The organism is Faecalispora jeddahensis (assembly GCF_000577335.1).
GTDB lineage: Bacteria > Bacillota > Clostridia > Oscillospirales > Acutalibacteraceae > Faecalispora > Faecalispora jeddahensis.
This window is the reverse complement of record NZ_CBYL010000009.1, coordinates 66,045-86,900: the sequence shown is the minus strand read 5'-3', so window position 1 is coordinate 86,900 and position 20,856 is coordinate 66,045. Positions and strand designations below refer to the sequence as shown.

General features: G+C 53.1%; 19 protein-coding genes and 1 pseudogene. 13 read left to right on the top strand and 7 right to left on the bottom strand.

The features are described from left to right. On the top strand, window positions 1–181 hold a 181-nt coding region (locus TY09_RS18730), incomplete at its 5' end, for a hypothetical protein (protein ID WP_207640406.1). A 43-nt stretch (window positions 182–224) separates the two neighbouring features. On the opposite strand, the gene TY09_RS05545 is transcribed toward TY09_RS18730, so the two are convergent. Then, window positions 225–1,085: a TIGR03915 family putative DNA repair protein gene (locus TY09_RS05545; protein ID WP_042431805.1), complete on the bottom strand. Its 861-nt coding sequence runs from the start codon at window positions 1,083–1,085 to the stop codon at window positions 225–227. Beyond that, window positions 1,064–2,377: a putative DNA modification/repair radical SAM protein gene (locus TY09_RS05540; RefSeq protein ID WP_042431803.1), complete on the bottom strand. Its 1,314-nt coding sequence runs from the start codon at window positions 2,375–2,377 to the stop codon at window positions 1,064–1,066. Before TY09_RS05540 ends, TY09_RS05545 begins: the two co-directional genes overlap by 22 nt. Before the next feature lie 327 nt (window positions 2,378–2,704). Here TY09_RS05540 and TY09_RS05530 point away from each other — a divergent pair, with 327 nt between their 5' ends. Next, the gene (locus TY09_RS05530; protein WP_042431801.1) at window positions 2,705–3,661 is read left to right on the top strand and encodes an L-lactate dehydrogenase; all 957 of its coding nucleotides are present in this window, start codon (window positions 2,705–2,707) and stop codon (window positions 3,659–3,661) included. 3 nt (window positions 3,662–3,664) lie between these two features. Here the strand turns inward: TY09_RS05530 and TY09_RS05525 are convergent, their stop codons facing one another. Together TY09_RS05525 and TY09_RS05520 are read right to left on the bottom strand one after the other, a co-directional pair. Beyond that, the gene (locus TY09_RS05525) at window positions 3,665–4,045 is read right to left on the bottom strand and encodes a RidA family protein (protein WP_009062352.1); all 381 of its coding nucleotides are present in this window, start codon (window positions 4,043–4,045) and stop codon (window positions 3,665–3,667) included. Between the two features lie 83 nt (window positions 4,046–4,128). Continuing rightward, window positions 4,129–5,001 (bottom strand): DegV family protein, encoded by an 873-nt coding sequence (locus TY09_RS05520; protein ID WP_042431799.1) that lies wholly within the window; start codon window positions 4,999–5,001, stop codon window positions 4,129–4,131. A gap of 831 nt (window positions 5,002–5,832) precedes the next feature. Here TY09_RS05520 and cls point away from each other — a divergent pair. The 3 genes from cls to TY09_RS05500 all read left to right on the top strand — a co-directional run bounded on the left by cls (window position 5,833) and on the right by TY09_RS05500 (window position 10,247). Next, the gene (gene cls, locus TY09_RS05510; RefSeq protein ID WP_042431793.1) at window positions 5,833–7,368 is read left to right on the top strand and encodes a cardiolipin synthase; all 1,536 of its coding nucleotides are present in this window, start codon (window positions 5,833–5,835) and stop codon (window positions 7,366–7,368) included. Window positions 7,369–8,143: 775 nt separating this feature from the next. Next, window positions 8,144–9,439, top strand: coding sequence for a GntT/GntP/DsdX family permease (locus TY09_RS05505; protein ID WP_042431791.1), 1,296 nt, complete (start codon window positions 8,144–8,146; stop codon window positions 9,437–9,439). Between the two features lie 31 nt (window positions 9,440–9,470). Then, window positions 9,471–10,247, top strand: coding sequence for a serine hydrolase (locus TY09_RS05500; protein WP_052335562.1), 777 nt, complete (start codon window positions 9,471–9,473; stop codon window positions 10,245–10,247). 162 nt (window positions 10,248–10,409) lie between these two features. Here TY09_RS05500 and TY09_RS05495 read toward each other — a convergent pair whose 3' ends face one another. Further along, window positions 10,410–11,639, bottom strand: a complete 1,230-nt coding sequence (locus TY09_RS05495) for an MFS transporter (RefSeq protein WP_009062341.1) — start codon at window positions 11,637–11,639, stop codon at window positions 10,410–10,412. A gap of 481 nt (window positions 11,640–12,120) precedes the next feature. Here TY09_RS05495 and TY09_RS17570 point away from each other — a divergent pair, with 481 nt between their 5' ends. The 4 genes and pseudogenes from TY09_RS17570 to TY09_RS05470 all read left to right on the top strand — a co-directional run bounded on the left by TY09_RS17570 (window position 12,121) and on the right by TY09_RS05470 (window position 14,112). Further along, complete coding sequence (locus tag TY09_RS17570; protein WP_052335561.1) at window positions 12,121–12,672, top strand: spore coat associated protein CotJA; 552 nt, start codon at window positions 12,121–12,123, stop codon at window positions 12,670–12,672. Further along, a complete protein-coding gene (locus TY09_RS05480; RefSeq protein ID WP_042431787.1) occupies window positions 12,669–12,929 on the top strand; it encodes a spore coat protein CotJB in 261 nt (86 codons plus the stop codon). The genes TY09_RS17570 and TY09_RS05480 overlap by 4 nt, the downstream gene beginning before the upstream one ends. Next, window positions 12,929–13,033: pseudogene (locus TY09_RS05475) on the top strand (manganese catalase family protein); the annotation flags it as partial. The gene TY09_RS05480 and the pseudogene TY09_RS05475, both read left to right, overlap by 1 nt. Window positions 13,034–13,200: 167 nt before the next feature. After that, window positions 13,201–14,112 (top strand): alpha/beta fold hydrolase, encoded by a 912-nt coding sequence (locus tag TY09_RS05470; RefSeq protein WP_242841442.1) that lies wholly within the window; start codon window positions 13,201–13,203, stop codon window positions 14,110–14,112. Window positions 14,113–14,197: 85 nt separating this feature from the next. On the opposite strand, the gene TY09_RS05465 is transcribed toward TY09_RS05470, so the two are convergent. Further along, on the bottom strand, window positions 14,198–14,875 hold the full coding sequence (locus TY09_RS05465; RefSeq protein ID WP_009062322.1) for a peroxiredoxin: 678 nt from the start codon (window positions 14,873–14,875) through the stop codon (window positions 14,198–14,200). Between the two features lie 252 nt (window positions 14,876–15,127). On the opposite strand from TY09_RS05465, the gene TY09_RS05460 reads away from it, so the two are divergent. Then, a complete protein-coding gene (locus TY09_RS05460) occupies window positions 15,128–15,601 on the top strand; it encodes a TspO/MBR family protein (RefSeq protein ID WP_042431782.1) in 474 nt (157 codons plus the stop codon). A gap of 76 nt (window positions 15,602–15,677) precedes the next feature. Here the strand turns inward: TY09_RS05460 and TY09_RS05455 are convergent, their stop codons facing one another. Beyond that, a complete protein-coding gene (locus tag TY09_RS05455; protein WP_042431779.1) occupies window positions 15,678–15,920 on the bottom strand; it encodes a hypothetical protein in 243 nt (80 codons plus the stop codon). A gap of 194 nt (window positions 15,921–16,114) precedes the next feature. On the opposite strand from TY09_RS05455, the gene TY09_RS05450 reads away from it, so the two are divergent. The 3 genes from TY09_RS05450 to cas3 all read left to right on the top strand — a co-directional run bounded on the left by TY09_RS05450 (window position 16,115) and on the right by cas3 (window position 20,844). Beyond that, entirely contained in the window at window positions 16,115–17,536 is a 1,422-nt protein-coding gene (locus TY09_RS05450) for a recombinase family protein (RefSeq protein WP_042431777.1), read from the top strand. Continuing rightward, complete coding sequence (locus TY09_RS05445) at window positions 17,520–18,071, top strand: manganese catalase family protein (RefSeq protein ID WP_147584619.1); 552 nt, start codon at window positions 17,520–17,522, stop codon at window positions 18,069–18,071. The genes TY09_RS05450 and TY09_RS05445 overlap by 17 nt, the downstream gene beginning before the upstream one ends. Window positions 18,072–18,432: 361 nt before the next feature. Further along, complete coding sequence (cas3, locus tag TY09_RS05440) at window positions 18,433–20,844, top strand: CRISPR-associated helicase Cas3' (RefSeq protein ID WP_242841441.1); 2,412 nt, start codon at window positions 18,433–18,435, stop codon at window positions 20,842–20,844. Window positions 20,845–20,856: the final 12 nt, after the last annotated feature.

The following is a 20,856-nucleotide window of genomic DNA, read 5'->3' as shown; positions in this document are numbered from 1 at the left end:
AAAAGCAAGAGCTGCCGCAAAAACAGTGGGAAAAAGAAGTCCTGCTTGGCCAGTGAAGGAACCTGTTTGTTTCGGTTTAGATTGCGCCGCACAGCATCAAAACGGCTCGGAATACGAGCGTATTTCCGCGCCTTTTTCCCTTGCTCCGCACAATTTTATCTCGAAAATCCATTGTTCTTGATTGGTAAGGCAAGACCTGGAAACCCGTGCGGAGATCAGATTCATCAGGGAATCATGGAGCCGGAGTCCGGCGGCAGGGCGTTCGGCCAGTGTGTGCTGCTCTGTGTTTCGTCGCTCTGTTCCGGCTCCGTCTGCCCGGTCCGGAACGGGTTGTACTGCATTTCGGTCAGGTGCTTCCAGTAGCGCTTTTGCATGTGAGTCATGCGCAGGCGCAGATTTTCGCGGTCACGGATGCTGATGGAATCGTAAAAGGTGTGCCACAGCTTGCGGTAGCGCAGCTCGGTTTCATCCGGTTCCGGCGGCTCAAAGGCCAAAAGGGGGAGAATCTCGTGCCGCCCGTTTTGGTAAACCAGTGCCTGATCATGGGTTTTGTCGTAGATCAAAAAGGCTTCGTTGCAAAAGCGCTGGCAAAAGTGCGGGGCCAGCAGTGGCAGCACCTGGTTTTTCGGCTCGATCACCGACCACAGCGCTCCCTGCGAGACAGAGAAGCGCACAAAGCCCTGGTACTGGTGGCTTTCGTGCTGCAAGTGGAGTACAGCCTTATTTAAGGTGTGCACGGCGGGCTGCGTCAGCATGTTCATCACAGTAGGGCCGTGCCGGAAGGCAAGGCGCAGAAAGCGGAGTATCCATAGCTCTTTCTGCGGCAGGCAGGTCAGAAAGGCGTGTTCCGCCAGCTCCTTTGCGCTGGGGCCAATTTTGGGCAGCATCGCGTGCTTGACCCGGCCAGCCTTATTTGGATCGGTGACGATCTCTACAGCGGGGTACAGGGTTTGCTGTACATCCTCATGCGAGTACACAGCCTGCGGCAGCTCCCTGCGCTCGTACGTTTCAAACAGGCAGCACAGCAGGCCGTCCCAGCTGCCGTCGTAACGATAATCGTGGGTCAGAGGGGTCCCGGCAGGCATTGCAGAGCCTCCTCTCCCCAAAGCTGCGGCGTCGGAGCGGGGAAGAGCGAAAGTTGTTCTCCCTGGGGCTCATACAGCTCACGGCAGGAATCCGATACCAGCGCTCGGAGCACGGCGTCGCGGGTCAGTACAGGCGGGCGTTCGCCCCGCCCTGCGGCAACGACGAAATACCGTGCCCGCTTCATGACGACCCCAAGCTTTTTCAGATCATCTGTCCGCAGGGTTCCGCTGCGGCGCGCAGTCGTAATCCGCCGTGCGCTTTTGACTCCAATGCCCGGCACCCGCAAAATCATTTCGTAAGAGGCACGGTTCACATCCACGGGGAACAGCTCCAAATGATTCAGCGCCCAGTTACATTTCGGGTCAAGCATCGGGTGAAAGCTCTGGTGCGCTTCGTCAAGCAGCTCGTCGGCCGCAAAGCCGTAAAACCGCAGCAGCCAATCCGCCTGATACAGCCGGTGCTCGCGCAAAAGCGGCGGTTTTACCGTCAGAGCGGGCAACAGCGGGTCGTTTGACACGGGGATATACGCCGAAAAGAAAACGCGCTTTAATTCGTAGCGTTGGTACAGCGCTTCCGTCAGCTTTAAAATCTGAAAATCGCTGTCCGGCGTTGCGCCGATGATCATCTGGGTGCTTTGTCCGGCCGGTGCGAATTTGGGCGTATGGTGGTAACGAACCAGCTCCGTGGCGTTTTCCTTGATTTTCCCCGTAATAAAGCCCATGGGTTTTAAAATATTCGTTTTGGATTTGTCCGGCGCGAGCAGCGCAAGGCTTTTCTGCGACGGCATTTCAATATTGACACTCATGCGGTCGGCCAGAGCGCCCAGCCGCCCGACCAAAAGGCTGTCCGCGCCGGGGATGGCCTTGGCGTGGATATATCCGTTAAAGTGGTATTCCTCGCGCAGGATGCGCAGCACTTCGATCATCCGCTCGCAGGTGTAATCGGGGTCTTTCAGAATCCCCGAGCTCAGGAACAGCCCTTCAATATAATTTCTGCGGTAAAAGTTCATGGCCAAATCCGCCAGCTCCCGCGGCTGGAAGGTGGCGCGCGGTACGTCGTTGCTCCTGCGGTTGACGCAGTATTTGCAGTCGTAAACGCAGCTGTTTGTCATCAGTACCTTTAACAGAGAAATGCACCGCCCATCCGCCGAAAAGCTGTGGCAGATCCCGCAGGCCATCGCGTTGCCCATTCCTCCGTTTTCCGAAGCGCCCCGGTCCACTCCGCTGGAGGTGCAGGCCACGTCGTATTTCGCGGAGTCAGACAGTATTTTCAGTTTTTCTAGTGTCTGCATGCCGATATCTCCTTATCTGTCTGCTGTTATGATGCCACGGATGCAGACGGATTTACTATCGTTTATTTATATCGTGCTTTCCTACTCGCTCGGGCGCCGGAAGATGTTTTTCGGAATGCGGCGTGAAGTTATTATACTACGAACATATGTTCTTTGTAAAGAGCGAAAAGCAGGATATACTAAAAAAGTTCAATTTTAAGCCGGAGAAAGAGGCGATTGCTTTTCCTATTTGCCAAACTGGGAAAAAGTGGTATACTGCAATAGAACAAATGAACCACAGTGGTGTGTTGCTGAGGCTGTGGTATGTATCCGGCAGGAGGGATTATTATGAAAAATGACATCAGAAAAATTGTATTGGTCGGCACGGGCTTTGTTGGAATGAGTTTTGCGTATGCGCTGCTGAATCAGACCGCATGCGATGAGCTGGTGCTGATTGACATCGATACCCGGCGCGCGGAAGGGGAAGCGATGGACTTGAATCACGGCGTCGCGTTCTCCGGCTCCCATATGAAAATCTATGCCGGAACCTATTCGGACTGCAAGGATGCGGATATTGTGGCGATCTGCGCGGGCGTGGCGCAGAAGCCAGGGGAGACCCGCATCGATCTTCTGCAGCGCAACACGGCGGTGTTCCGTTCCGTGGTCGGCCCGGTGGTGGATTCCGGCTTTGGTGGGATTTTCCTCATCGCGACAAACCCCGTAGACATCATGGCTCACGTGACCCAGAAGCTTTCCGGGTTTGACCCCCGCCGAGTGATCGGCTCCGGCACCACGCTCGACAGTGCGCGCCTGCGCTATCTTCTCGGCAGCTACCTGAGAACAGACCCACGGAATGTACATGCCTATGTGATGGGCGAGCACGGCGACAGTGAATTTGTGCCGTGGTCACAGGCAATGGTCGGCACAAAGCCGGTTCTGAAAATCGTGGAGGAGTCACCCGAGAAATTCTCCCTCGATGATCTGCAGAACATCAGCGAGGAAGTAAAAAACGCCGCGCAGAAGATTATCGCGGCGAAGAAATCAACGTATTATGGAATTGGTATGTCGATGGTGCGGATCGCCAAAGCAATTTTCGGCGATGAAAACAGCATCCTGACGGTTTCGACCCTGCTGAATGGGGAGTATGGGGAAAGCGATGTGTACATCGGCGTTCCCTGCTTTGTCAACCGGGAAGGCGTCGCCGGAATTCTGGAGGTTTCGCTCACAGAAAAAGAGCTTGAAAAATTCAAGCTCTCCTCAGGTGTTCTGAAAGATGCCTTTGGCGGCATCCGTTTTGAAGAATAACCGTTACAGAACGGCGATCATCTCAATTTCGACCAAAGCGCCCTTCGGCAGACCGGAAACCTGCACGCAGGAGCGGGCCGGATAGGGCTTTTCAAAATAGGTGGCGTACAGCTCGTTCAGGGCCGCAAAATCGTTCAGGTCGGTGATAAAGACATTGACCTTCACTACCTTGGAAAAATCGGTTCCGGCCTGCTCCAGAACGGCCTTCAGGTTTTCAAATACGCGGGTACCCTGTTCCTTGATACCGCCCTGTACCAGAGCACCGGTGGCGGGATCGATCGGAATCTGGCCGGAAGTATACAACGTGTTCCCGATCAGCACAGCCTGAGAATAGGGGCCGATGGCTGCCGGAGCCTTGTTGGTGGCGATTTCTTTCTTTTGCATTTCAGAATCCTCCTGACAAATTATAGATCAATCACACGTCGGGTGCGGCGCAAAGGTCCGCATGATCCCGGCGTGGAGGACTGTCAGTTTTCGCTGGCCCAAAAAGAAACAGCCAGCATTCCGGGCCCAACGTGCGCGCCGATCACCGGGCCGATATCGCACAGGATGATTTCCTTTGGGCGAAAACGTTCGCGGATTTCAACCTTTAACTGCTTGGCGTCTTTTTCGCTGTTGCCATGCCCGACCAGAATGACCTGCTCCGCGGGGTTGATGCCGGTTTGGGCGATCCGCTCAATCAGGGCGTCCATCGATTTTCTGCGTCCGCGCACCTTCATCGCGGCAACGAGCTTGCCCTCGCTGTCCACGTGCAATATGGGCTTGATGCCGAGCGCCGAGCCCGCCAGTGCGGCAACAGATGAGATTCGTCCGCCGCGGCGCAGATGGTTCAGGTCGTCAACGGTAAACCACTGGGCAACGTGCAGATGGCTCTGCTGGGCCCATGCGACCATCTCGTCGATTGTGAGGCCTTCCTGCTTTTTCTGGGCGGCCAAAAGCACAAACAGCCCCTGGCCGATCGAAGCGCACAGGGAATCGATACAGACGATCCGCTGACCGGGATATTTTTCCTCCAATTCCGCCGCCACGATGAGGGAAGACTGGTAGGTACCGCTCAGGCCCGAAGTAAAGCTCAGGTACAGCACGTCCATACCGGCCTCCAGTATGGCCTCGAAATATTTAAAATAGGTGAGCTGGTTGATCTGCGAGGTAGACGGGGTTTCTCCCGCTGTCATCCGCTCGTAAAAGGTGGTCAGGCTCATTTCCCGCGCATCAGGATAATGCTGATACAGAGTTCCGCCGATCTGAAATTCCATCGGGATGACCCGAACGTTCAGCTTTTCCAAAACCTCTGCGGGAAGGTCGCAGGTCGCGTCTGTGATTAAGGCATAGTCTTTCAATCAGATGGCCTCCTCTAAAAGCCAGGGCTCTGTGCTCCCCTGAATTTGAATCGTTTTATTTAAGACCCGCCGGGGACATCCCTGCCGGGCTGATAGATCATTGTGCTATTTTGTTATTATAACAGAATAAACACCTCTTGGGCAGTATTTGAAGTTGCCTTTTTTCAAAAAATAGCTTATTCTGTTTGAATGTTCTCTCATAAAACGAAAGCTTGTTTTCGCATTATTCCGTGACAGATAATCCTTTTCGTTCGGCAGGGGTCTTTCGTTTATGATGGAGCAGGTGGCTTTCTCTGCGGCTTTTTCGCGATGTGCGTACAGGTTCAGCCTGTCTGCTGGCGCAGGGCTTGCCCCTCATGCCGGGGCGGGCACTTACTTTCGCTGCGAGGCGGCGTTGAGCAAAGACTCGCCAAAGGATACCTTTGGAATCCGTTTTTGGGAACAGTTCCTGTAAGTGCAAACGACAGCTACTGAAAAGGCGCTCCAATGAAAATGCCCACTCTCCGAGTTCCATCTGGAAATAAGCTTAACAGTCTCGTCTGTCGGCGGGCATTTTCAGAGTGCTCTCGTCGGCTCGCAGTTTTTGGATGCGGCTTCGCCGCATTTCTGCTGGAGCAGAAACTTGCGCCTTAGACTGGAGTGACCTGTCTGCCAACACAAGGACTGCAAATCGACAAATCAAAGGCCGTCATCAGGCGGCCTTACTGCAACCCGCGAGAGTACTCTGAAAGGACCTGTCCCAGCCTGCCGTAGGGTTTTATTATAGCGTATCCCCACCCGTTTGACAAGAAAGTTCCCACTCAAACTTGTTCTCTGCAAAGGAAGGACCGTATGAAGAAAGTACTGAAAAGTCTGCTCAGCCGCACCTCCATGATCGCTCTGGCCATTCTGGTACAGGTTGCGGTGCTGGTACTGATGATCACGCAGTTCAGCAATTATTATGTGTGGTTTTACGGCGTCTGCTACGTCATCAGCATTGTGGTAACGCTGTGGATTTTGAACAACAGCGAGCTGAACCCAACGTATAAGCTGGCCTGGATCGTAGCGATTCTGCTGTTTCCCATTTTTGGCGGGCTGTTTTATCTCATGTTCGGGCGCAGCCGCCACAACCGCATGATCCGCCGCAGCGTTTCGCTGGAAAATCAAAGCTTCCGCGCGTTTTTAAAGCCGGACCCCGAAATTCTGGAGGAAATCACGGAGCAGAATCCGGATGCGGGCGCGCAGGTGCGGTATCTGCAGCGGTATTCCAACTGCCCGGCCTGCCGGAACGGCTCCGCGGTTTATTTCCCGAACGGCGAGTCAAAGTTTCGTGCGCTGGTGGAAGAGCTGAAGAAAGCGGAGCGTTTCATCTTTCTGGAATATTTCATTATCCGCGAGGGTGTGATGTGGGATACCGTTCTGGATATCCTTGCGCAGAAAGCGCGGCAGGGAGTGGAGGTGCGTGTGCTGTACGACGACATGGGCTGCCTGTTCACGCTCCCGTTCAAATACAGCCGCCGCCTTGAGAAAATGGGAATTCAATGCAGCGTGTTCAACAGCTTTGTGCCGTTCCTTTCTACCCTGATGAACAACCGCGACCACCGCAAAATTGTTGTGATCGACGGCAAGGTGGCCTTTACCGGCGGCGTAAACCTTGCGGATGAATATATCAATCTTTCTCCGCGCTTTGGCAAGTGGAAAGACGCCGCCATCATGATCCGCGGGGATGCGGTTTGGAACTTTACGGTGATGTTTCTGTCCCTGTGGGGGTTCGAGCGAAAAATCACGGAGGATTACGAAAAATTCCGTGTCGTGCAGGAGCCGGACGAACCGCAGGAGGGCGGCTATGTTCTGCCGTACAGCGACAATCCGCTGGACTGGGAGCCGGTGGGGCGCAACGTGTACCTGAACCTGATCAGCCGCGCAAAACAATATGTATATATCAATACGCCATATCTGATCCCGGATAATGAAGTCCTGACGGCGCTGTGCAACGCAGCCAAAAGCGGAGTGGATGTGCGCATCATTACGCCACATATACCGGACAAAAAGCTGGTTTACATGGTCACCCGCGCCAACTATGAGGTGCTGGTGAGAAACGGAGTGAAAATCTACGAGTTTATTCCGGGCTTCAACCATGCGAAAACGGTTGTCTGTGATGACGAATACGGAATTGTGGGGACGATCAATTTCGATTACCGCAGCTTTTACATGCACTTTGAGTGCGGTGCCTGGCTGTTCCGGTGTCCGGCCATCGGCAGCATGCGGGATGAATACCTGATGTCCCTTTTACAGTGCAGGCAGGTGGTGCATGCCGAGTGCCGCAGCAGCAAATGGTATGTGCGCGCGCTCAACAGCGTCCTGAATCTGTTCGCTCCCTTAATGTGATAGGAATCCTTCATAAAACAGGTGAAAAGAGGTCTCTCCCCCGCCGTAGGCGGGGGAGAGACCTCAACTTTATTCTCACCGGCTCATGGACACTTTTCGTATGTAAGCGCCTTGTTTTGTCCCTTGGCTGAAAACGGTCGAAGGGTCAAACAGAGTTTTTTTGTTAGTCCCCACTCGCGGAACAGGCTCTGCCGATTGCATTCGAGCATAGCGATAGCACTTTAAAAAAAGAATTAATTTCTTCTCTCCTTGCAGTCGAGGGGAAAAATCGCTGTGCCTGCATAGGGCATTGAAAAGTAAATGGACAATACAAAAACTTCACGAAAAATCATAAAAATTTATTTTTGTTCATAGAATGTTGACATATAGTACGAACTTTGCTAATATTTACCAGAACGGTTTTGTTTTTTGTGTGAGGCGAATCAAGCGCCTTACCTCGAAGACGGGATCCCGTTGGCACCACGCCAAAAGGGGTTCTGTTTTTTTTTATCAAAAAAGAGCGACGTGAAAAAAAGCATGGTACAGACGGCGTTTGGTAAAAAGAAACAGCCGGCGGAGAAAGGCGAAAAAATGGCCGCCTTCTGGTGCAGCTAAGGCCAGGTCCGGCACGGGAAAAACGGGCGGCAGAAGCCCGGAAAGAAGGGAGGGGAAATTCCGGCATGGGAAAGCCGCGGCTGATCGCCGCGGAGCATGGTTAGCGGTTTGCCTGTAGGAACAACCTGTCTGCAATATGCAGAGACAAAAGCTGAAATTGATCCGGAAAGGGAGTATTGAAATGATTTTTGGCATTTCTCCGCTGTTTGCACTGATTCCGTTGGTGCTGTACATTGTTCTGGCGTTTCGCGACATTCATCCCGTATTAAACGTTGTCATCTGTGTGGTGATCGCCGCCATTATGACAAAGCAGTCCTTTGCCGATATGGGCGGGGTCCTGGCGGAATCGCTTGGTTCCTTCCTTGGCATGATCGGGTTTATCATCATGCTGGGCTCGGGCCTGGGCGCTATTCTGCGGGCGACGGGAGTCGCCGAGTTCATCATTTACGCGTTTACCAAGAAAATCGGCGTCAATACCGAGAAAAAGGCGATTCTGGCCACGATGGCCACCTCGATCGTCCTCGTTGCTCTGCTGGGTACCCTGGCGGGCGCCAATGCGATCATCGCCCCCATGATCATCCCGATGGTCGCTATGATCGGCCTGACCCCCTCCACCATGGCGGCAGTGCTGATGGGCGCGGGCATGACCGGCCTGTTCATCGGGCCGTATTCTCCGCAGGTGGTCACGATTATGGAACTGACCCACGTGAGCTACAGCACCTATGTGCTGGGCGTAGGCCTGCCGGTGGCAGCTATCTGTTGGGTCATTACCTATTTTATGGCTCTGCGCATCCAGAAGAAAACCAAGGGCGTTTACGCATACACCGATGTGGAAGAGGTCGGCGACGAATACGTGGCGACGAAGGAATCCCGCCGTGCTACCACGGTGTTTTTCGTCTGTATGGCGATTCTGATCGGGTACGGCATTTTCCTGCAGAAGGGCTCCTCCTACGCGATTATGGTGATTTCCGTAACAGCGGTTCTGACCGGTATTGCGGGCGGTTTGTCGCTGAACAAAGTGTTTGACGAAATTATCAGCGGCGCCGCGAAATTGATGTGGCTGTTCCTGATGTTCGTTTTGTTCACTCCGTTTATCGATTTCATTACGAACGCGGGCGCTTTCGACGCTCTGGTCGATTTGATGTCCCCGATGTTCAAGTCCAACAGCGCGCTCAGCTTTACCGCGGTGACCACGCTGACCGGCGTATTCGGCATCGGCGGCGCCGCGACGGCGGAATCCGTGCTGCTCGACAGCATGTTCGGGCCGTTAGTCAAGGATTTGAGTATTTCCGCCACGCTGTGGGGCACGATTCTGCTGGTATCCTCCCAGATCACCTCGTTCGCTTATCCGGAAGCGGATATGCTGGGGCAGATGGGTCTGGCGCGCTCCAAAGACATGAAAAACATGGTGAAATTCGGTATTACGGTCGCGATTGCGTGCGTGGTTTACGTGGTTATCCGCGCCTTCTTCGGTTGACGGCGGAATAGAGCGAAAGGAAGTCATTTTTATGGAAGAAAAGATACGAGAGTATCTGAATCTGCAGCCCGGGGAGCAGGCGGTCTTCATCAAAGACCTGACGAACGGAGAAACGTTCTGCTTCAATGAAAAGGCCGTTTTCCCGTCGGCCAGCACCATTAAGCTGGTGATTATGGCCTGTCTTCTGGATCAGGTGAAAACCGGCAGGCTGTCGCTGGAAGACCCGGTCGTTCTGACGGAAGAAATGCGTACCGGCGGCGACGGCATTTTAAAGGAGCTCAGCGCGGGGCATCGGTTTTCCCTGCGGGAGATTTTGACGCTGATGATCATCGTCAGCGACAATACGGCGACGAATATCCTGATTCAGCTGCTGGGGATGGACGCCATCAACGAAATGGCCGGCAGGCTGGGCCTGAGCAGAACGGTGCTTGGCCGGAGGATGATGGATTCCGAAGCCCGAAAGCAGGGGAAGGACAATTACACCTGTGCGGGAGATATTGCGCATATTCTGGAGCTGATTTATGAGCAAAAATGCGTCAATGTCCCCTCCAGCCGCCTGATGCTTGACATCCTGCGGCGGCAGCAGCAGTCTGGCCGATTGCAGCTGTATCTGCCGGAGGAAGTGGAAATCGCGCATAAATGCGGCGATCTGGACTTTCTGGAGCACGACGCGGGAATCGTTCTGCTGCCGATACGGCCATATCTGATCGTGGTGCTGACCAAGGATAACCCGACCAACAAGGACGGGCGCGAGGTGATCGGTACCGTTTCCCGGATGGTTTATGAAGAAATGCTGCAAAAAGAATAAACAGCGAAGGGCATCCTGATTCAGGATGCCCTTCGCTGTTTTAAAATGAAATGATTCTGTTCTGTCTGCGGCAGTGCGGTTTTCCATTCGGATTGAAAACCAAAAAACCATACAGCCGGTGGCGTCTTTACCCCCGAAGATCAACCGGGAGCCTTTTTGGCGTCAGCCTTCGGTCTGATGATCGACAGAGCTGTTGGCAGATGCCGTTCTGCCATACAGTATTCCGACCAGAACCAGCAGTACGCCGGTCACCAGCAGGATCGACTCGACGCTGACGACGTCGGCCAGCGGGCCGAACAGCAGAATCGCCACCGGCATGGCGCTGGCGGTGATCAGCTGTACAATGGAAAAGACGCGGCCCAGCACCTCCGGCTCGGTGATCTCCTGAATGTGCACGGTCTGCGCGGTGGAAAGCGGCGGCAGAAAGAAGCCGGAGATTCCCACGAAAATCAGGTAAGAGACAAAATTCCAGGCGACTCCCATCAGCGCGAAAAACACGCCGAATGCCGCAAGGCAAAGGGAAACGGTTTTTACCTTGTTGCGGAATTCCCCTTTCGTCGCCACGAAAATTCCGCCCACCAGCGAACCGACCGTCCACACCATTTCGTTTGCGGTCAGCTTCCAGATTTCACTGCCGAAGGTGCGTTCCACCAGCAGGGGAGAAAGCACGGCGGCGGGAGTGATCAGGAAGAAAGAGGCCATGTAGCATAAAATCAGATTCCGCAGCTGCGGGTGGCGGAATGTATAGTTGATGCCGGTTTTCAGCTCTGCCCACATGGAATCGGATTCTTTTTCGGAGCGGATGCGTTCTACGGTGATCCGGCTCATGACGAAAATCGCGAGCGCGGCGGTTGCAACATCCACAAAAAAGGCGCCGACAATTCCCACCCAGCCTAAAATAACGCCGCCCACGGCAGGCGAAAGCAGCAGCAGAACGGAGTTCAGGGTCTGGTTGATTCCCTGCACCTTGGTCAGCGATTCCTGCGGCACCAGCTGCGGGTAGATCGCCCCCACGGCCGGGGTCTGGATTCCCGCGCCGATTGAGCGCACAGCCGAAACGACCAGCAGCAGCTCCAGCCTCTGGAATCCAAGCAGAAACGCTATGGCCAGGCCGAGCGTCGCCGTGGCGATAAAGCCGTCCGACAGCATAATCAGGTATTTGCGGTTATACCGGTCGGCCCAAACGCCGCCGATCAGCGAAACCAGCACCTGCGGCAGAATCGAGCAGATGGTCGAAAGCATAATCCATACGCCGGAGGAAGTCGTCAGGGTAATGTGCCAGATGATGGCGAAGCCCACGACGGAGGAACCGAACAACGAGATGTTTTGGCTCAGCAAAAACCAGCCGACCTGCTTTTTCCAGGCGGCGGATTCAGTTGTGATTTGATTCATAAAAAAGGGTTTCCTCTCTAAAAATTCAGGGAGAAAAACACGGAAGGTCAGCCGGATCAAAATCCGCTGGCATAGGTTGACGGCAGACGGGGATCAGCGGCATTCCCGCGATTTCTCCGGAGTAACGTGGAACAAAGCAGGCCCCTGCTTTCTCCAGCGAAAATATTTTGCTGGGCCAATCCGAAAGAAACTCCGGTTCATTCCCGAAAGATATCTCATGACGCGCAGCCTCCTTTCTAAGAAGAGTCGTATCAAATTATACTATGAATCTAAATTGCAGGCAAGATGCCAAATCGCCGGGCGCGATGATCAGAATCGCTGCCCGGCGATTTGTTCTGAAAAGCCTCTGCTGTGCGCTGATTTTGGCGGCGGAATGGGCTTCCGCTTGATTTTTAAAAGAGAACAGGCACTCGGAATATTCTGCCGGCATATTCTGTTATGGGATAAGCTTTAGATTATGAGAAAGGGGAACACGAGAAGAATGACAGATAACCAGAATCTGCAGTACCTGCAGTATATGCAAAACCTGCAAAATATGCAGAGTACGCAGAACGCGCAGGGGACGCAGAATGCGCAAAGTACGCAGAACGCGCGGGAGACGCAGAGTGCGCAGAATGCGCAAAGCACGCCGAATGTGCAGAGCGCGCAGAATGCGCAAAGCACGCCAAATGTGCAGAGCGCGCAGAACGCGCAGGGCATGCCGAATGTGCAGGGCGCGCAGAATGCGCAGAGCATGCCGAATGTGCAGAGTGCGCAGAATGCGCAGAGCATACCGAATGCGCAGAGCATGCCGAACGCACAAAGCATGCAGAATGCGCAGAGTATGCAGAGTGTGCAGAGTATACAGAGCATGCAGAGCTGCGAACTGACCGTTGCGGTTTCACCGCTGCCGGCCCAGACAGTGGTCGCCATGGCATATATACCGTTCCAGCAATTCGACGCAACGTATTCGGCTGAAAAGGGATTTGATCAGGGCACGATTTTCCCGGATCTGGATAAACCCTTTACAGGGAAAAGGGGTGTTCTGAAATGACAGATCAGGAAAGACTGATGCGCCAGATCAATGCGTATCGATTCATGGCGTGGGAACTTCACATTTTTTTGGACACACACCCCAACAACTGCGAGGCGGCAAAGAAACTGGAAGACACCCGCAAGAAGATCGATGAACTGACCAAAAATTACGAGGACGCCTACGGCCCGATGGGAGAAACCAGCAACCAGACCAGCCGATGGGCTTGGATCACTGGCCCCTGGCCATGGGAAATTGAAGAGGAGGTTGACAACTAATGTGGGTCTATGAAAAAAGATTACAGTACCCGATCAAGATTAAAAACCCCAACCCCGCTCTGGCCAAGATCATTATGACACAGTATGGCGGGCCACATGGCAAAAGGGTATCAAATCGTCCGGCGGTTTTGCTTTAGATGGTTTTTCCGGTTCCACCTGAAGCGAAAATATAGGGTGTTTTTTTTGATTCCTTTGCCAATATCCTTTCACAGTAGTCACCAAAATGTCTTTAAAAGAATATTCTGGTATTGTTTCGGAGGGAGATGACAATGTGGGTTATTATGTAACAGTAGAATCGAACGTCAAAATCTTCGTCGAGGATTTGAATCCGGGCGGGGATAAAACCATTCTCTTTGTTCACGGGTGGCCGGGGAACCACAATTTGTTCGAATATCAGTTCAACCAGCTTCCAAGGCTTGGGTACCGGTGCATTGCGATCGACTGCCGCGGCTTCGGTCTTTCCGATAAGCCGTGGAGCGGTTACGATTACAACCGTTTGGCCGACGACATACGCGCCGTGATCGATACACTGCAGCTAAGGAACATCACGCTTGCCGGCCATTCCACGGGCGGAGCGATCTGCCTGCGCTATATGGCAAGACATAACGGCCACGGGGTATCAAAGCTGGCGCTGTTTGCGGCGGCGGCCCCCAGCCTGATTCAGCGCCCGAACTTTCCGTATGGGCTGCAGAGGAAGGCGGTTCTGGACATTATTCAGGGAACATATACCGACCGCCCCAAGATGCTTGTGGGCTTTGGCAACATGATCTTTTTCCACTGTGTCGGCAAACCGATTCAGGACTGGATCTTCCAGCTGGGGCTGCAGGCGGCCAGCTGGTCAACCGCCGCGATTGCGAACACCTGGCTGAACGAGGTGCTGTTCGACGATATGGAAAAGGTCAATGTTCCCACGCTGATTCTGCACGGGCTGAACGATCGGGTTTGTTTGTACCCGCTGGCGGTGGCGCAGAACAAGGGGATCAAAAATTCAAAGCTGGTTTCGTTTCAGCAGTGCGGCCATTTTCTGTTCTACGATCAAATGGACAAATTTAACCGCGAGCTGATCGCCTTTACACAGAACGATACTCCGCTGACAGAAGGTTCGGCGGACAAAGGGGATCTGTCTAAAAAGTGGATAGGGAGCAATTCGTATCCGGCCCCGGGCAATTCGCGGTCCGGCTGATTTGAGGAATTTTGTTCCCACAAAGAAAAAGCGCCTGCAACGCAGGCGCTTTTTCTACAGGAAGAGAGGGAGATGAAACTGCTGGTTATTTATTTTCACGCCGGAAGCACATAAACCAATCCAAACAATACTGGTCTTCGTTCTGGCTTTCCATTCGCTCCTTAGCTGTTCCGCACGAGCCGGCCGTCGGTACGATCACATCGTCGCCGGGGCGCCAGTTCGCGGGGGTTGCCACGCTGTCCTGATCCGCCTTTTGCAGCGCAAGGATAATCCGTTTGATCTCGTCAAAGTTTCTGCCGGTCGAAAGGGGATAATACAATATTGTGCGGATTTTCGCCTGCGGGTCGATGATGAAAACAGCTCTGACCGCCTGCGTGTTGGACTGCCCCGGCTGAATCATGCCGTATTTGTTTGCAACCTCCATGCGGATATCTTCGATCAGCGGGAATTTGACCTCAACATTTTTCATGCCGTTCCATTCCAGCTCCTGAATCTTTCTGAGCCATGCGATATGTGCGTAGAGGGAGTCAACGGACAAGCCGACCAATTCGGTATTCAGGCTTCTGAACTCCTCCGCCATAGAGGCAAAGGTCATAAACTCCGTCGTGCAGACGGGGGTGAAATCTGCGGGGTGCGAAAAGAGAATCACCCATTTCCCTGTGTAATCTTCCGGGAAATGGATTTCTCCTTGTGTTGTAACAGCCTGGAAAGAAGGCGCCTTATCGCCGATCAAAGGCATTCTGGTAACTTGCATTTCTTCCATTTTGATTCCTCCTTTATTGATTTTTGATGTTGGTATGAGTATAGCAGAGCCAAAAGAAAGCTTCCGCAACTAGGTCACAAAGTTCGGGAGAATCAAAATGGGATGCTTTTTTGAAACGCACCAGTTCCCGCCTGCATAGAACCGATGGATGATTGCATACACTAGTGCCGCAGGGGATTCCCACCATCCATGCAAGAAAACAGGTTTGGGGTCTTTAGGTACGAAATAATTGGAAGAACAGGAGGGGAGAAGATGTATTGTGTTACGATTCGATGGAAGGCGCTGATTGCGAGCATCGTTCTCAGCATGGGAACCGGTGCGCTGGCCGGGCTGTTGACCAGGGACAATTCCGCGCTGTATGAACAGCTCTATCTGCCGCCGCTGTCACCGCCGCCGTCCGTTTTCCCGATTGCCTGGGGAATTCTGTATTTTCTGATGGGTATTTCGACCTATCTGGTATACTGCTCGGGGTGCCAGTGGAAAAGACGGGCGATTGCGGTATATCTTATCCAGCTACTTGTTAACTTTTTCTGGTCCCTGATTTTCTTTCATCTGCAAGCCTTCTTTGCGGCGTTCCTTTGGCTGATTCTTCTCTGGGTGCTGATTCTGATTATGCTCCGGCTGTTTTATCGCTGCCAAAAAGCCGCCGCGTTTTTGCAGATTCCATATTTGCTGTGGGTGACATTTGCGGCTTACCTCAGTTGTGGAGTCTGGCTTTTAAATTAAGAATACAATTTTCATTTTCACCGCATCCGCTGACGGATGCGGTGTTTTACTGTACCCCTTGTTTCGTCCGGGAATATCAATCGTGCGGCAAACTGCCGCACGGACGGCGCAGGGACATCTGTTCCCCCACACGCTCAAGCATGGCTTTTTCATAGGCCTGGCGTTCCTCTTGTGCCAGGTGAAAGGTATGCTCCAGGCATTCGCAGCGGTATTCGCCGGATTCTTTTGTCAGCGCAAAGGCTGTGCGGCCCCAGGGGAGCACGCGCCCGTCGTCGAGCCGAATGGCTGTTGCCACCGTAAATGTTTCTCTTTTTGCCATCGGCCTCACCTCCACACCAAGCATATGGGCGCGGAATTTTGTCCTATGACAGCGGCAGCCTGTTGTATGGAAGATCTAGTGAGCGCCTAAGGCAAAACCGGCGCTTTATTGATTCTGAATAATCTTTCGCGGGAGTTCATATACAGATTCAGAGGATAAGGATTGAATTTTCCGATGGAAGGGGGAAGGCTGGAATGAAAATCGCGGCGGCCTATATCCGGGTTTCCACAGAAGATCAGGCCGAATACAGCCCAGACAGCCAGATTCGGCTGATCCGCGATTATGCCGCGCGCAACGGAATGACAGTGCCGGATGAATACCTGTTTGCCGACGAAGGAATCAGTGGAAAGTCAACGAAAAACCGCACGCAGTTCAATCGAATGATCGGGATCGCGAAGCGCAAGCCAAAGCCGTTTGAAGCGATCTTGCTCTGGAAGTTCAGCCGGTTTGCACGCAGCCGGCAGGACAGCATCGTGTATAAGACGATGCTGCGCAGACAGCTGGGGATCGATGTGATCTCCATTACCGAAGCGCTCGGCGACGATAAAATGTCCATCCTGATGGAAGCGATCATCGAGGCAATGGATGAGTATTACAGCATCAATCTGGCGGAGGAGGTCACCCGCGGGATGACCGAAAAGGCGGGCCGGGGTGAACCGGTTTCGATTCCATCCTTCGGGTACGACATCATCGATAAGCGGTATGTGATCCGGCCGGAGCAGGCGGAGATCGTACGTATGATATTTGCGGATTATCTGTCTGGGATGGGGGCAACGGAAATTGCCCGGAAAATCAACGCGATGGGCGTTCTGACAAACCGCGGAAATCCTTGGGCGGGCCGCACGGTGGATTATGTGCTGAATAACCCGGTGTATCTCGGTAAAATTCGTTGGACGTCGGGCAGGGCCGGGCAGAAGGACGGCGGCAGTCCTGAAAATGTTCTTCCGGGCCTGCATGAACCGATTATCGATCAGGCGACCTGGGATCTCGCGCAGCGGCAGAAAAAGCGGCTTCAGAAGATCTATCCCAGATATTCGAGAAAGACTCCGCCGCAGAACGGGGAGTACCTTCTGCGCGGGCTGGTTCGTTGCGGCGCATGCGGTGGCACCCTTGCAAGGCTCGGCAAAGACAGCCTGCAGTGTGTCAATTATAATCACGGCCGGTGCAATGTATCCCACAGCATTTCCATCTCAAAGCTGAACGCCTTGGTTTTGGCCGGAATCCGGCAGGCGTTGGAAAGCGATACTTTTGTGCTGCACCCACAGCCTTTGGCAGCGTGTACGGATATTTGCGGATTGGCGGAAAAAGCGTTGAAATACCAGCAGAACAGGCTTTTGCGCGCAAAAGAAGCGTATGCTTCGGGTGTCGATTCATTAGATGAATACCGGGCGAACAAAGAAAGCGTTCAGAACGAAATCCGGCGGATTCAGGAGGAGCTCACTGCTGCGCGGGAAGATCAAGGGGAGGAGCCGGGTCTTTCCAGGCAGAGTATTCTTGCCGTTCTGCAGGATCAGGCAACGGGAACCGATATCAAAAACGAACTGCTCCGTTCATTCGTCGATCATATTGTGTTTGACCGAAGAAACAGGACAATCGAAATTGTATTTCGCCAGTAAAAAGGATACGTTTTTACAGTGTGGCGGGCCCGATGGGGAACTCGGCGCTTCTCTTCGCTACCTGAGTCAGCGGTACACCATGCCGTATCCGGAGCTGAAAGCGATTTTAACGGATATCGGAACAGAAGAACTTGGGCATCTCGAGATGGTTGGCACCATCGTTTATCAGCTGACCCGCAACCTGACTCCGGAGCAGATCAAGGAGGCCGGGTTTGATTCCTATTTCGTCGATCACACCACGGGAATTTACCCGGTAGACGCCAGCGGCGTACCTTATTCCGCGTCGACATTTGCGTCAAAGGGTGACCCGATTACTGATTTGCATGAGGATTTGGCAGCAGAACAAAAGGCCCGCACTACCTACGACAACATCCTTCGCTTCTGCGACGATCCCGATGTCATTGATCCCATCCGCTTCCTGCGGCAGAGAGAAGTCGTTCATTACCAGCGCTTCGGTGAAGGTCTGCGAATCACCACCGATCATCTGGACAGCAGGAACTTCTATGCGTTCAACCCGTCGTTTGACAAAAAATAACGGTGTTGGCGTATTACCCTGCGCATAACACAAAAGCCCCATTCGCCAGACAGGATTTGACCGGTCTGTCGAATGGGGCTTTGTATGTTTTGAAGAAACCAGATCAGAACGAAAGTTTGATCTGGCTCGATTTTTCAGTATGTTAATAGAACTTTTTAGAATAATTTTGATTTTATTTTTATCATAAAAGACGTAAAAAATAAAATAATTTGTCTTTTTTGAATTGATTTATGATAATCCGAGCAGTAAAATAACATTAATGTAAATATTTGGTATTTTAATGAGAGCGTTTTCATACCAGCCATTCGTCCGCCCTTTTCAACGGATGAAATCAGGATGCGGGATGGAAAGGAAGGAATCTATGAAATCTCATCTGGCCCATATCACAGAAATCAATGGCGAAAGATTGGAGCAGACCGTGGCCGAGCATTCCTTCCATGTGGCAGATTATGCCGCCGAAAAGCTGAAAGGGATCGGCCTGTGGAACACGGCTTATCTGGCCGGCCTGCTGCACGACATGGGAAAATGCACGGCAAAATATCAGGAATATCTCTCGCGTGCGTCCGCTGGGGAAGAGGTGGTTCGCGGCAGCGTGAACCATACGTTCTGCGGGTGTATTTATCTGCTGAAAAAGTATCATGTTGGCCGGCCGCAGGGGATGGGTACGGTCACCTGTGAAATCCTTGTGTATGCCATCGGGGCGCACCACGGGCAGTTCGACTGCGTCACGCCCCAAAACACCAGCGGATTCGAACACCGGCTGGAGAAGGACCCAAAGGAAATTGGCTATGAGGAAGCGGTAGATGCTTTTCTCTGTGAGTGTGCGCCGGCCGAAGAAATAGATCGGTTATTTTTGTTGGCGCAGCGGGAGATTGCCGCGCTGTTTGAAACGTTTCGGACGCGTTTTAGAAAAAACCGGACGCAGGTCAGCTTCTTGATGGGACTTGCGGCCCGCATGATTTTGTCGGCGGTGATCGACGGCGACCGCAGAGATACGGCGGAATTCATGACCGGAGTGCTGCAGGAATACCGCGGCGGCTCCGACCGTTTTTGGGCGGAGCAGATCGCCTATTTTGAACAAAAAAATTCATGCCTTCGGGCGCAGACGCCGATCAACGCAGCGCGAAGCGGATTTTCAGAGCAGTGCCGCATGTTTGCGCAGCAGCACGGCGGCGGTATCTACCGGCTGACTTTGCCCACAGGGGCCGGAAAAACCCTGTCGGCCCTGCGCTATACGCTGTATCACGCGAAAGCGTTTCACAAAAAGCGCATTCTGTTCGTCATTCCGCTGCTGAGCATTTTAGAGCAGAACAGCGCCGTCATTCGAAACTACATACAGGACAAAAGCAGCCTGACGGAACACCATTCCAATGTCGTAAAGCTGTTCGATACGGAGGAAAAGCTGGATCAGTACGAGCTTTTGACCGATACCTGGGAATCACCCATCGTGATTACCACACTGGTACAGTTTTTGAATACGCTGTTTTCGGGCAAAACAAGCGCCGTGCGCCGCGTGAGCGCGTTATCCCAGGCGGTGATCGTTATTGACGAGGTGCAGTCGCTGCCGAAAAAAGCGATGAATCTGTTTACGATGGCCCTGAATTTTCTGGCCTATGGGTGCGGCGCGACGGTCGTGTTGTCCTCCGCGACAACCCCATGCTTTGAGCAGACGGATTTTCCCCTGCAGTATGCGGACCCCGTTGAGATCGTGCCGTATGAACCGAAAAATTTTGAGGTGTTCAAACGAACCGAAATCATCGACAAAACCTCTCCCTACGGCATGTCGGTGGAGGAGCTGGCCGATTTTTCCGCAGAGGTACTCAGCCGCGTGTCGTCCCTGCTGCTGATTTGCAATACCAAGGAAAGCGCGCTCCGGCTCTATCGGGAGCTTGAGCACCGCTGCGACGATTGCAGGGTGTTTCACCTTTCCACTTCCATGTGCATGGCGCACCGAACCGATACGCTGAAAAAAATCAACGCCGCTTTAAAAAGCAGAGAAAAGATGGTGTGTGTCTCCACTCAGCTTGTGGAAGCGGGCGTGGATTTTTCGTTTGAAAGCGTTATCCGTGCGGCGGCAGGGATGGACAATATCGCGCAGGCCGCGGGCCGCTGCAACCGAAGCAACGATTTCGGCGGCATTCGCCCAGTCTACGTCGTCAATTTCAATCAGGAGGCCGAAAAACTGGGGATGCTGCGGGAAATCGCGGCGGCGCAGCGGTGCGCCCTGCAGCTTTTGCACCGGTTCGCCCAAAGTCCCGATCGGTATGCGCACGACCTGCTCAGCGGGGAAAGCGTCGCGGAGTATTACCAGTTCCTGTTTCAGGATGCGGACATCAAGGGCAAATTTGGATTCCCGCAAAGGCTGCCGGACGGTACGACCGAGGATTTGTTTGATCTGCTTGCGGTCAACCTGCGCCATATTGAGCGGCCGGAGTTTCAAGGCAAATATTTTTTGAACCAGGCGTTTTTAACCGCCGGGAACTTGTTTCAGGTGTTTGATGAAAATACGATCGACGTCATTGTGCCGTACAACATTGAAGCCAAAGAGCTGATTGCGGATCTGTTTTCTCAACAGTCGGCCTATGATCTCGCTTTTCTGAAGCGCTGTATCGAAAAGGCCAAGCCCTACACGATCCAGGTTTTTCAATATCAAATTCAAAAGCTGAGCGACTACGGGATGCTGTCTTCCACGCATGACGACCGCTTCACCGTTTTAAATGAGCAGTGTTACGATGACAAAACCGGCCTGATCATAGAGAACTTTATTTATTAAGGAGGGAATTCG

Excerpts from the sequence above, each read along its gene's own strand:
- TY09_RS05500 (WP_052335562.1), top strand. The coding sequence starts at position 9,471 with ATGGAAGAAAAGATACGAGAGTATCTGAATCTGCAGCCCGGGGAGCAG.
- TY09_RS05505 (WP_042431791.1), top strand. The coding sequence starts at position 8,144 with ATGATTTTTGGCATTTCTCCGCTGTTTGCACTGATTCCGTTGGTGCTG.
- TY09_RS05480 (WP_042431787.1), top strand. The coding sequence starts at position 12,669 with ATGACAGATCAGGAAAGACTGATGCGCCAGATCAATGCGTATCGATTC.
- TY09_RS05450 (WP_042431777.1), top strand. The coding sequence starts at position 16,115 with ATGAAAATCGCGGCGGCCTATATCCGGGTTTCCACAGAAGATCAGGCC.
- TY09_RS17570 (WP_052335561.1), top strand. The coding sequence starts at position 12,121 with ATGACAGATAACCAGAATCTGCAGTACCTGCAGTATATGCAAAACCTG.
- TY09_RS05455 (WP_042431779.1), bottom strand. The coding sequence starts at position 15,920 with ATGGCAAAAAGAGAAACATTTACGGTGGCAACAGCCATTCGGCTCGAC.
- cls (WP_042431793.1), top strand. The coding sequence starts at position 5,833 with ATGAAGAAAGTACTGAAAAGTCTGCTCAGCCGCACCTCCATGATCGCT.
- TY09_RS05495 (WP_009062341.1), bottom strand. The coding sequence starts at position 11,639 with ATGAATCAAATCACAACTGAATCCGCCGCCTGGAAAAAGCAGGTCGGC.
- TY09_RS05545 (WP_042431805.1), bottom strand. The coding sequence starts at position 1,085 with ATGCCTGCCGGGACCCCTCTGACCCACGATTATCGTTACGACGGCAGC.
- cas3 (WP_242841441.1), top strand. The coding sequence starts at position 18,433 with ATGAAATCTCATCTGGCCCATATCACAGAAATCAATGGCGAAAGATTG.
- TY09_RS05465 (WP_009062322.1), bottom strand. The coding sequence starts at position 14,875 with ATGGAAGAAATGCAAGTTACCAGAATGCCTTTGATCGGCGATAAGGCG.
- TY09_RS05540 (WP_042431803.1), bottom strand. The coding sequence starts at position 2,377 with ATGCAGACACTAGAAAAACTGAAAATACTGTCTGACTCCGCGAAATAC.
- TY09_RS05525 (WP_009062352.1), bottom strand. The coding sequence starts at position 4,045 with ATGCAAAAGAAAGAAATCGCCACCAACAAGGCTCCGGCAGCCATCGGC.
- TY09_RS05530 (WP_042431801.1), top strand. The coding sequence starts at position 2,705 with ATGAAAAATGACATCAGAAAAATTGTATTGGTCGGCACGGGCTTTGTT.
- TY09_RS05460 (WP_042431782.1), top strand. The coding sequence starts at position 15,128 with ATGTATTGTGTTACGATTCGATGGAAGGCGCTGATTGCGAGCATCGTT.